This window comes from Sphingorhabdus sp., from assembly GCF_044338195.1.
GTDB lineage: Bacteria > Pseudomonadota > Alphaproteobacteria > Sphingomonadales > Sphingomonadaceae > Sphingorhabdus_B.
On sequence record NZ_JBIIMC010000048.1, the window covers coordinates 1 to 10328 of the forward strand.

The 10328-nt window shown below is 55.8% G+C and carries 10 protein-coding genes; 7 read left to right on the forward strand and 3 right to left on the reverse strand.

Going from position 1 to position 10328, the window contains the following annotated elements:
• Positions 1 to 336, reverse strand: a 336-nt coding sequence (locus tag ACIQZK_RS10135; protein ID WP_397576024.1) for an MFS transporter, incomplete at its 3' end; no start/stop codon positions are given.
• A 211-nt stretch (positions 337 to 547) separates the two neighbouring features.
• Between ACIQZK_RS10135 and ACIQZK_RS10140 the strand changes: the two genes are divergently transcribed.
• The 4 genes from ACIQZK_RS10140 to purL all read left to right on the forward strand — a co-directional run bounded on the left by ACIQZK_RS10140 (position 548) and on the right by purL (position 6742).
• On the forward strand, positions 548 to 1708 hold the full coding sequence (locus ACIQZK_RS10140; RefSeq protein ID WP_395628144.1) for an acyl-CoA dehydrogenase family protein: 1161 nt from the start codon (positions 548 to 550) through the stop codon (positions 1706 to 1708).
• A gap of 4 nt (positions 1709 to 1712) precedes the next feature.
• A complete protein-coding gene (locus ACIQZK_RS10145) occupies positions 1713 to 2849 on the forward strand; it encodes an acyl-CoA dehydrogenase family protein (RefSeq protein ID WP_395628122.1) in 1137 nt (378 codons plus the stop codon).
• Between the two features lie 176 nt (positions 2850 to 3025).
• A complete protein-coding gene (locus ACIQZK_RS10150) occupies positions 3026 to 3820 on the forward strand; it encodes an SDR family NAD(P)-dependent oxidoreductase (RefSeq protein ID WP_395634981.1) in 795 nt (264 codons plus the stop codon).
• A 723-nt stretch (positions 3821 to 4543) separates the two neighbouring features.
• Positions 4544 to 6742 (forward strand): phosphoribosylformylglycinamidine synthase subunit PurL, encoded by a 2199-nt coding sequence (gene purL, locus ACIQZK_RS10155; RefSeq protein WP_397576025.1) that lies wholly within the window; start codon positions 4544 to 4546, stop codon positions 6740 to 6742.
• 38 nt (positions 6743 to 6780) lie between these two features.
• Here the strand turns inward: purL and ACIQZK_RS10160 are convergent, their stop codons facing one another.
• Positions 6781 to 7557, reverse strand: a complete 777-nt coding sequence (locus ACIQZK_RS10160) for a Coq4 family protein (protein WP_397576026.1) — start codon at positions 7555 to 7557, stop codon at positions 6781 to 6783.
• 126 nt (positions 7558 to 7683) lie between these two features.
• On the opposite strand from ACIQZK_RS10160, the gene ACIQZK_RS10165 reads away from it, so the two are divergent.
• The 3 genes from ACIQZK_RS10165 (at position 7684) to bfr (ending at position 9718) form a co-directional block, all read left to right on the forward strand.
• Positions 7684 to 8913, forward strand: a complete 1230-nt coding sequence (locus ACIQZK_RS10165; RefSeq protein WP_397576027.1) for a DUF418 domain-containing protein — start codon at positions 7684 to 7686, stop codon at positions 8911 to 8913.
• A 54-nt stretch (positions 8914 to 8967) separates the two neighbouring features.
• Positions 8968 to 9138, forward strand: coding sequence for a (2Fe-2S)-binding protein (locus tag ACIQZK_RS10170; RefSeq protein WP_333569958.1), 171 nt, complete (start codon positions 8968 to 8970; stop codon positions 9136 to 9138).
• 100 nt (positions 9139 to 9238) lie between these two features.
• A complete protein-coding gene (gene bfr / locus ACIQZK_RS10175) occupies positions 9239 to 9718 on the forward strand; it encodes a bacterioferritin (RefSeq protein ID WP_397576028.1) in 480 nt (159 codons plus the stop codon).
• Here the strand turns inward: bfr and ACIQZK_RS10180 are convergent, their stop codons facing one another.
• Positions 9719 to 10150, reverse strand: a complete 432-nt coding sequence (locus tag ACIQZK_RS10180; protein ID WP_397576029.1) for an Hpt domain-containing protein — start codon at positions 10148 to 10150, stop codon at positions 9719 to 9721.
• Positions 10151 to 10328: the final 178 nt, after the last annotated feature.

Here is a 10328-nt window from a genome sequence, read left to right on the forward strand (position 1 = left end):
CCAGATGATCGTTCCGGTCTGCCCCATTTCGGGCGGGTGCCACAGCAGCATCCAGATAATGCCGAGCGGGATTGCGGCACCGTATAACCATGGAAGGCGGCGCCCCCATTTGCTTTGCGTGCGGTCGGACAGCTCGCCAATGATCGGGTCGGCGAAGGCATCAAAAATCAGCGCCGCCATAATGATAGTGCCGACAAGCCCTGCATCAATGCCCAGCACCTGATTATAAAAAATCAGCAGAAATACGGAAAAGCCATTGTCCTTCACGCCATAGGCGACGGAGCCTAGGCCATGCATGACCTTCAACGATCGGGGAAGTGGGACTGCTTGGGCCATGGGAGTTAAATGACGCTGCGCGAAAGTGTTGTGTTTCCGTCGAATCGCACGTTGTTTCTCTCCTGTTTCTCAGCCTCATGCTAGGCCCGCTTCTTGGCCTGTCAATCGCGATGCAAATGACGTTACGGCATGCTTTGCTCACCGATAAGCGCTTGCGTTTCTGCGCGTGACCGCCCAAAAATTCACTAAGCAATTAATTTAGGAGAGCATGATGTCCGAGCTTGAAACTTTCCGCGCCGAAGCGCGCGCCTGGCTGGAGGAAAACTGCCCAGCTGAAATGCGCACGCCTGCCAAGGGTGACGAAGATGTCTGCTGGGGCGGCCGCAATTTTGTGTTCCAATCCGACGCGCAAAAGCTGTGGCTCGAACGCTGCGTGGCCAAGGGTTACACCGTGCCCGATTGGCCCAAAGCTTATGGTGGTGCAGGCCTTAGCCCGCAGGAAACCAAAGTCTTGCGTCAGGAAATGGCAAAGCTCGGCTGCCGTTCACCGCTGAACAGCTTTGGTATCTGGATGCTTGGCCCTGCCTTGCTGAAGTTCGGCACCGAAGAGCAAAAAGTGCATTATATGGGCCAGATCGCGCGCGGCGAAATCCGCTGGTGCCAGGGTTATTCCGAACCCGGCTCAGGCAGTGACCTTGTATCGATGCAGACCTTTGGCGAAGACAAGGGCGATCATTGGGTCGTCAATGGCCAGAAAATCTGGACGTCCTATGCGGACAAGGCGGATTGGATTTTCTGCCTCGTGCGCACCGACAAGACCAACAAATATCAGGGCATCAGCTTCCTGTTGTTCGACATGGAAACGCCCGGCGTTACGACCAAGCCCATTAAGTTGATTTCGGGCAATTCGCCATTCTGCGAAACATTCTTCGACAATGTCGTGGTGCCCAAGCATCAGATCGTGGGCGAATTGAACCGCGGATGGGATGTCGCGAAATATCTGCTCGGGCATGAGCGCGAGATGATTTCGGGCATGGGCGGCGATGGCGGCGTGACCTCCATCGGTGCGGCGATGAAGGCTGTATTGACCGAAGAACCCGTGCTGCGCGCGCAAATGGCATTGTTCGATGTCGAAAATCTGACATTCCGTGCACATGGCGAACGGTTCATGGACGAATGGAAAACCGGCAAGGCGCATCCTGCTTATTCCAACCTGATGAAATATGTCGGGACCGAGCTGAATAAAAAGCGCAATGAACTGGTGATGTCGATTGGCGGAACGCAGGCGCTTGAATGGGAAAGCGAACGTTCCAACGGCGGGTCAAAGGCCCGCAATTGGTTGCGGACCAAAGCCAACTCGATTGAAGGCGGCACCAGCGAGGTGATGCTGAACGTCGTATCCAAACGCATCCTCGAAATGCCAGGAGCTTAAGACCATGGCGATGACATTGAACGACGACCAGAATATGCTGCGCGAAAGTGCGCGTGATTTCATGGCGAGCGAAGCCCCCGTCACCCATTTCCGCAAATTTCGCGACATGGGTTGCAAGGATGGTTTCAGCCACGGCCTGTGGAAGCAGTTTGCCGAAATGGGCTTCACCGGCATCCTCATTCCCGAAGCCGAAGGCGGCATGGGCATGGGCCAGATTGAGGCGGGAATCGTGCTGGAAGAAATTGGCCGCAACCTGTCACCTTCGCCATTTCTGACGACATCGGTTGCCGCTGTCGAGGCGTTGAAGCTGGCTGACAAGGCCATGCGTGACCGCTGGTTCCCCGGCATTTTGGCAGGCGAAACGGTTATCGGCATTGCGATTGAAGAAGGCGTAAAGCACCGGCCCGAAAAAATTGCCTGCGTTGCCGAACGCAGTGGCAATGGCTTCAAACTGACCGGACACAAGCAATTTGTCGTGCAAGGCACGTCGTCGGATATGCTGATCGTCGCCGCACGGACCGCAGGCGCGGTGGGAGAGACCGACGGCCTGACATTGTTTGCCGTCGACAAGGATGCGGCGGGTCTGTCGATGGAGGCGGCACGGCTTGTCGATTCCGCAATGGCCGCGCATGTGAAACTCGACGGCGTTCAGGTGAATGCCGATGCGGTCATTGGTGACGTTGACGGCGGCTGGGCTGTGCTTTCCAAAATGCTGGACGCTGGCCGCGTTGGGGCTGCTGCCGAAATGGTCGGCGTTGGCACTGGCGCAATGGACATGACGTTCGATTATCTGAAAACCCGCAAGCAGTTCGACCGCGTCATCGGCGAGTTCCAAGCGCTTCAGCACCGTGCCGCGCATCTTTATGGTGAAATGGAAGGCGCGCGTTCGATTGTGCTGAAAGCGCAATCGTTAATGGATGAAGGCCATGCCAAGGCGGAACTTTATGTTGCGGCAGCCAAGGCGAAAGCAGGGCTCGCATGCAATCTTGCGGTACGCGAAGGCGTGCAAATGCATGGCGGCATTGGCATGACCGATGAGTATGACATCGGCCTCTATATGAAGCGCGATCGCGGGCTGAACGAATTTTTCGGCGATGCATATTATCACGCAGACCGCGTGGCGACGATGAACGGTTATTGAGACGGATTGGAACAAGAACCGTAGCCCTGAGCCGTCAAGGCGCAGCCTTGGCGAAAGTCGAAGGGCGTTGAGAGGTCTGCGCAACCGCTGGTTGGCACCCTTCGACGGACGCAGTCGCGGTGCGACAGCTGCTCAGGGCTACGGTTAATACGGCTTATTTTGTAAAAGGATTAGACATGGACATTCAAACTTTATTCAACCTCAATGGCCGCGTTGCGCTGGTCACCGGCGGATCGCGCGGCATCGGCAAGATGATTGTCGAAGGCTATTTGAAAGCAGGCGCGGCCCGCGTGTACATCAGCGCGCGCAAGGTGGACCAAATCGAAGAAACCGTTGCCGAGTTTGGCAATCAGGTCATTGGCCTGCCTTGCGATCTGTCGACCGTTGATGGTTGCCTTTCGCTCGCCGCGCAAATTGCCGAGCGTGAGGAAAAGGTCGACATTCTGGTGAACAATGCCGGTGCTGCATGGGGCGCTGATTTTGGTCAATTCCCCGAAGCCGGCTGGGACCGCGTGATGGACCTCAACGTCAAATCCTTGTTCTTCCTGACGCAAGCTTTGCATCCGCAATTGAAAGCGGCAGCGACATTTGATCGGCCCGGCAAGGTCATCAACATCGCGTCGATTGACGGCCTGCGCATCAACCCATGGCAAACCTACAGCTATCAGGCATCAAAGGCTGCGGTCATTCATTTGACCCGCCGTTTGGCCGCCGAGCTGGTCAAGGACAACATCCTTGTGTCGGGCATCGCGCCCGGTGCGTTCCAGTCGGACATGAACAAAGCAGCGCGTGACCATGCCGAAGCTGTTGGCAAAAATATCCCGTTCCCGCGCATCGGTACACCCGAAGACATGGCGGGACTCGCGATCTTCTTGGCGGCGCGTGCGGGCGATTATATCGTTGGCGAGACAATCGCGTGCGACGGCGGCATCGTGAACGCATCGCTTCCGGGTAATGGAATTGCGCCTTAACGGCTTTTTTCATCCGTAACTAGGAATGCATTTGACGCATTTCTGCGCAAAATAGGGTGAGTTGCAAAACATGCAACTCACCCTATTCTTTTCGCAATTGCAGCATAAACGCGCCGCGCCTATTTGGACGTCAACGGCAAGCGATTGTCGAGATACATTGACCGGGCGGCACTCTCCTCCTCTCTCCCCCGCCCCCGGACAATATTACGGCCTCCATGCACTGCGTGGAGGCCGTTTCTCTTTCACCCCCAAAGTTGTTCTCCATTTTGTCCACCGCGAAGTGGCCCGTCTGTGGATAACTCGCCTTTTTCCGCTTTGTGCGACTCGAAAAGCATGAGACCTTCAAGTCATCAGGCAGACACGCTTCGATGCAAAGCCGAACCGGAAACGGGAAAGCAGAGCTGAACAGAGTGGATGCAGGGTCACCAAATCGGCAAGCAATCGGTCGCAAGACTGGGAATGTGGCAGAGGCGGTGGGTACGAAGACAACGAATATCATGTGCGGCTGATCGCAAGAAAAGCAACGCCAGATAGGATACCCAAGGTACCAAGGTGAACTGAAATGGCTTTCGGGTCAGATTGGGGAACCGGACGTCAGAAAGCGGAAAGAATGGCCCTAGTGGCCAAGGATTTCCAAAATCAGACGCAGTGGGCGCTGGTAGCAATACCAGCGCCCATTTATTTTATGTGGCACAAAAATCGCCGCATCGCTAAGGCCGTTTCATGTCTGAAATCACGCCCCAAATCGTCGCCGACCATGGTCTCAATGAAGAAGAATATGCGCGCATTTTGCACGCCATGGGCCGTGTGCCCAACATGGTTGAACTCGGCATATTTTCGGTGATGTGGTCGGAACATTGTTCTTACAAATCCTCACGCATCCATTTGAAGAAACTGCCGACACAGGCGCCTTGGGTCATTTGCGGCCCCGGCGAGAATGCCGGCGTTATCGACATTGGCGAAGGCCCGAACGGCAGCAAGCTTGCCGCGATCTTCAAAATGGAATCGCACAACCACCCATCGTACATCGAACCTTATCAGGGTGCGGCGACGGGCGTTGGCGGCATCTTGCGCGACGTGTTCACAATGGGCGCGCGCCCCGTGGCGAATATGAACGCCCTGCGCTTTGGACGCCCCGACCATCCCAAGATGAAGCATCTTGTGCAGGGCGTGGTTGCGGGCATTGGCGGCTATGGCAATTGTGTTGGCGTTCCCACCGTGGGCGGCGAAACCAATTTCCACCCGGCTTATGACGGCAATATCCTCGTCAACGCCATGACCGTTGGCGTTGCGGATCAGGACAAGATTTTCTATTCGGCCGCAACCGGCCTTGGTAACCCGATCGTCTATGTCGGGTCCAAGACGGGCCGCGACGGTATTCATGGCGCGACCATGGCATCGGCGGATTTTGGCGCAGACATTGAAGAAAAGCGCCCGACGGTTCAGGTCGGTGATCCGTTCACCGAAAAGCTGCTGATTGAGGCATGCCTTGAGCTGATGGCGTCGGATGCGATTGTCGCGATTCAGGATATGGGCGCCGCTGGCCTGACCAGCTCAAGCGTCGAAATGGCGACCAATGGTAAGGCAGGCATCATCCTCGACATGGACAAGGTGCCGTGCCGCGAAGAGGGCATGACCCCCTATGAAATGATGCTATCGGAAAGCCAGGAGCGCATGCTCATGGTGCTCAAACCCGGCCGTGAGGAATTTGCGAAGGCCATTTTCGACAAATGGGAACTGGATTTCGCGGTCATCGGCGAAGTCACCGACACGGGCCATATGGTGCTGACGTGGAAGGGCGAAGTCGTCTGCGACATTCCGCTTGGACCATTGGCCGAAGACGCGCCTTTGTACGACCGCCCAGCGGCGTCGAAGGAAGAATATAAGGCATGGGCCAACGTCAAACCGCTTGGCGATGTACCTTCCAGCACCGACATCGGCGCAGATTTGCTCAAGCTGATGGCAAGCCCGGATATCGCGTCACGTGCGTGGATTTGGCAGCAATATGATAGCCAGGTCGGCGGCGACACGGCGCAGCTTTCGGGTGGTGATGCAGCCGTCGTGCGCATTCACGGCACCAACCGCGCGCTGGCGATGAGCACCGATTGCACCCCGCGTTATTGCTATGCTGACCCTTATGAAGGCGGCAAGCAAGCGGTTGCCGAAACCTATCGCAACATCAGCGCGGTCGGCGCAACGCCGCTTGCGATCACAAACTGCCTCAACTTCGCCAACCCGCAGCGCCCCGAAATCATGGCGCAGATCGTCGGCTGCCTCGAAGGGATGGGCGACGCCTGCCGGGCGCTCGATTACCCAATCGTGTCGGGCAATGTGTCGCTCTACAATGAAAGCAAGGCCACCGGCGGCGGCAGCGCGATTTTGCCGACGCCAGCCATTGGCGGCGTGGGTGTGCTGGAAGACGTCGGCAAGATGGCGACGATTGGTTTTAAAACCGACGGCGACGGCATCTTCGTCATTGGCCATAATGATGGGCATTTGGGCCAGTCCTTATGGCTGCGCGAACTGCATGGGCGTGAAGACGGCGCTGCGCCATCGGTCGATCTCGGCCAAGAACGCGCGCACGCAGAATTTGTCCGTCAGCTGATTCAAGACGGCAAGGTTAATGCGGTGCATGATGTTGCCGACGGTGGATTGCTCGTGGCTTTGACCGAAATGGCGTTGGCCAGCGGCAAGGGATGTGCGCTCGAAGAAATCGGTGACGCCTTCACGGCGTTCGGCGAAGATCAAGCGCGCTATATTGTGACCAGCGCCGCTGCGGACCAAATACAGGCCGCAGGCATTCCGATGACGCGGATTGGCACGGTTGGCGGAACGTCAGTGAATGGCCCCGGTTTCGAAGTCGAAATAGCCGACCTTCGCACCGCACATGAAAGCTTCTTCAAGGACTGGATGGAAAGCTAAAGCTTAACGCCAACCTTCTGCTTCAGCCGAAGCAGGCGTTAAACGGCGGGTGCCAGCAGATTATACGGATCAATACCGCCCGAACGCATCGCGGCATGCGCAGCTTTGTAGGTCACTGGCTCCGCGATCCCCAAACGCTTGCGTGCGTCGGCCAAAGGCTCGCGTAACAAGGCGGCGATATCTTCCTGAGCGATGTTCTTCGCGGCTTTGCCGATACGATAGCCTTCGTGGACGGCTTTCATAATCGGCGCAGATTTTGCGACGCGATATTTCAGTTCCAATCCGCCTGCATAGGCAATGAAGCCAACGCCCAGATTGTGGTTCTGCGCATAGGTAAAACCAAGCACGCATTGTTCGCCCAGCGCGTCGCGGCCATAGCCGGTCAGGATGTGCAGCATGTCATGGGTATCGCGCAAACGGTCGCCGTAACGTTCAACCACATCGCCGAAATCGGGATAGGATGTCCGGAACTGGGCGTATTCCGCCTCAAGACCCGCCGCGCTCAAACCTTCACGCTCCATAAATTCGACATAGGCACGGCCAACGGTACCCGCTGGCAGTTTCTTGATGCTGTCATGGTCATCGAGCATGTCGATGAGGCGCTCGTTGCTTTCGAGCAATGCCTTACCCTTGGGTGTTTCCCAAAACTTCCGCGCCATTTCGCCGAACTTGCGGCCGCTGAGCGCCGCAATGATGTGAAAGACCTGCTCGGTGTCTTCTTTGTTGGCAATCAGCTTACGAAAATGACGCCACGCTTTCAGCGGCTGAATCTTTGCAGGGGGGCGATCAGGATGGGAGAAATACAGTTCGGTCATGGCGAATCCAAAGCTAGATATGCGATAGGGATATTTACTACCTACATTCATGTCAATAACAAAAGCTTAACGCGCTGGACGGGTTTCGCGGACTTCTGTATTAATCAAATAACACAGGGGAATGTTATGCAGACATCGGAAAGCAGATACATCACGCTGGACGCCATGCGCGGCTTTGCGGTGATGGGCATATTGGCGATGAACATCATCGGCTTTGCGATGCCCGAATGGGCTTACATCACCCCTGCGGCCTATGGCGGTGAAACCTTTGCCGATCAGATGGCATGGCTGTTCTCGTTTGTGTTCATCGACGGCAAAATGCGCGGGCTGTTCTCGCTTTTGTTCGGTGCGAGCCTGATTTTGATAACCGATCGTGCGTCGTCCAATGGCGAAAGCGCGGCGCAGGTGCATTATCGGCGCATGGCGTGGCTCGCTGTCTTCGGCCTCGTGCATTATTTCTTCATTTGGTTTGGCGACATATTGTTCCTGTACGCCATGGCCGGGATGGTCGCTTTTGGGTTCCGCAACTGGGCGCCCGCGCGCTTGGTCAAATGGGCGCTGATTATCTTCAGCCTGGGCCTTGCCTTTTGGGGGCTGCAATTTGGCGGGCTGCAAATCCTGCAATATCTGGCGACCCAGCCCGACGCGTCGGCGGATTTGGTGCGGCAATATAATGACGTGAAATCCAGCCCTGATTTCAGCTTTGATATCCCGGCGCAGCTCGATCTGCACCGCGGGGCATATGGTCAGATTGTTGCGGACAAGCTCGCCGATTGGCCGGCCTTATTTGGTGTGGTTTTCATGTCGATCGCCGAAACGCTGCCGCTGATGATGATCGGCATGGCCATGAACAAAAGCGGGTTCATTTTGGGCAGTTGGTCGTCCGCGGATTACCGCCGCTGGGCATGGCGGCTGGTGCCGGCTGGTCTGATCGCGACGGGCCTGCTCGCATTGTGGATGATTATGAACCGGTTTGACATGGTTACGGCGATCGCGATTATGTTCTTTTGGGGGGCGATACCGCGTATCATGCTGACCATCGGATATGCGGCGGTGCTGATATTGCTCATCGCGCGTTTCGGCAGCAGTCCATTATTGTCGCGTGTCGCCGCCGCTGGCCGCGCGGCCTTTAGCAATTATCTCGGCACCAGCATCATCATGACCACTATATTTTATGGCTATGGCTTTGGCCTGTTCGGCGAAGTCAGCCGTCTTGGTCTATGGGCATATGTGCTGACGATGTGGGCGGTGATGCTTGCATGGTCGCAACCATGGCTGAAACAATATCGTTATGGCCCGCTGGAGTGGCTGTGGCGCAGTCTGGCGCGCGGACAGATGCAGCATATGCGTCGTTAATGCTATTGCAATCAATTCGCATTAACACTATATATGTCTCTTAGGAGATGTTCCATGGTCGTTTGCGTGTGTAATGCTATCCGGGAAAAAGACCTGCGCGCTGCGGTGCGTTGCGGTTCTGAGCGTCCGAACGATGTGTACGCGCGCCTTGGTCGCAAACCGAAATGCGGCCAGTGCCTGACCTTTGCCCGAAATATTATCAGCGCCGGACCTGCGACCGCGTAGCATTAGCTATCCGATAATTGGCGGTTTCACGTCACTTTGCGCTTTCAACTGGGGCATGTTTCACGCTATCTTGATTCGATAAACAATAAAGGATTGTGCCATGAAGGGTGATGCAAAGGTCATTGAGTATCTAAATGAGGCGCTCAAAAATGAATTGACCGCCGTGAACCAATATTGGCTGCATTATCGTATGCTCGACAATTGGGGCGTGTCTAAACTGGCACATTTTGAACGGCATGAGTCGATCGACGAGATGAAGCATGCCGACAAGCTGGCGGAGCGCATCCTGTTCTTGGACGGGTTGCCCAATTTCCAGCTTCTCGGGCGCTTGCGCATTGGTGAAACGGTCGAAGAAATCCTGAAAGCCGATTTAGAGCTTGAATATGAGGCTCTGTCGCAACTGAAAGATGCCATCGCGCACAGCGAAGCTGTTCGCGATTATGTCAGCCGTGATCTGTTTGCCGAAATTCTTGAGAATGAAGAAGAGCATGTGGACGTGCTGGAAAAGCAGTTCGACATGATCGCACGCATGGGCATGGAAAACTATATTCAGTTGCAGTCGCAACCACCCGAAGAATAATCAGCCTAAGCGCATTCCGCCAAGGGCGTTGCGTTGGGCGGCCGCGACCGGACGGCGCTCAACCAAGGGACTGGTTTCGGCTTCGAGCGCCGACACTGTCGCTTCGAACGTCGGACGCAGGTGAACGACCTTTTCAACAAGTTCAGACGGGTCGATCTGGATTTCGACATAATGCCGCGCGGCGACTTCAATTTCTTCGGCCAACAATGCCAAGCGATTCGCGCCAAATTGCCATGCCTCGCCTTTTAACGTGTGCGCAGGCATCACCAGCTTTGCCGAATCTTTCAGACGCATGGCTTCTTCGATTGCGGCCACCGATTTCGTGCCGTCTTCAAGGAAATAGCCCAATATGCGCACAAAGCCTGCACCCAATAGGTTGCGGGTTTCACCAAAGGCTTTCCAGTCGATCAGTCCATCCGGATCGTTCGTCAACTATTTGCTCCCGGGACACGGAAATACGGTCCAGCACGACAGTACATCGGAAGAAGTAAACAGAGCGTTGACATAGTCTGTTTGCCAGACTGCGCTGCGTGCGGGCTTAATCCGCGAACGGGTTCTTTGATGAACGGAAATTGATGCGCACGGGTACGGCACCAAAATCCAAGTCACG

Excerpts from the sequence above, each read along its gene's own strand:
- ACIQZK_RS10160 (WP_397576026.1), bottom strand. The coding sequence starts at position 7,557 with ATGACCGAACTGTATTTCTCCCATCCTGATCGCCCCCCTGCAAAGATT.
- ACIQZK_RS10140 (WP_395628144.1), top strand. The coding sequence starts at position 548 with ATGTCCGAGCTTGAAACTTTCCGCGCCGAAGCGCGCGCCTGGCTGGAG.
- ACIQZK_RS10170 (WP_333569958.1), top strand. The coding sequence starts at position 8,968 with ATGGTCGTTTGCGTGTGTAATGCTATCCGGGAAAAAGACCTGCGCGCT.
- bfr (WP_397576028.1), top strand. The coding sequence starts at position 9,239 with ATGAAGGGTGATGCAAAGGTCATTGAGTATCTAAATGAGGCGCTCAAA.
- ACIQZK_RS10165 (WP_397576027.1), top strand. The coding sequence starts at position 7,684 with ATGCAGACATCGGAAAGCAGATACATCACGCTGGACGCCATGCGCGGC.
- ACIQZK_RS10150 (WP_395634981.1), top strand. The coding sequence starts at position 3,026 with ATGGACATTCAAACTTTATTCAACCTCAATGGCCGCGTTGCGCTGGTC.
- ACIQZK_RS10145 (WP_395628122.1), top strand. The coding sequence starts at position 1,713 with ATGGCGATGACATTGAACGACGACCAGAATATGCTGCGCGAAAGTGCG.
- purL (WP_397576025.1), top strand. The coding sequence starts at position 4,544 with ATGTCTGAAATCACGCCCCAAATCGTCGCCGACCATGGTCTCAATGAA.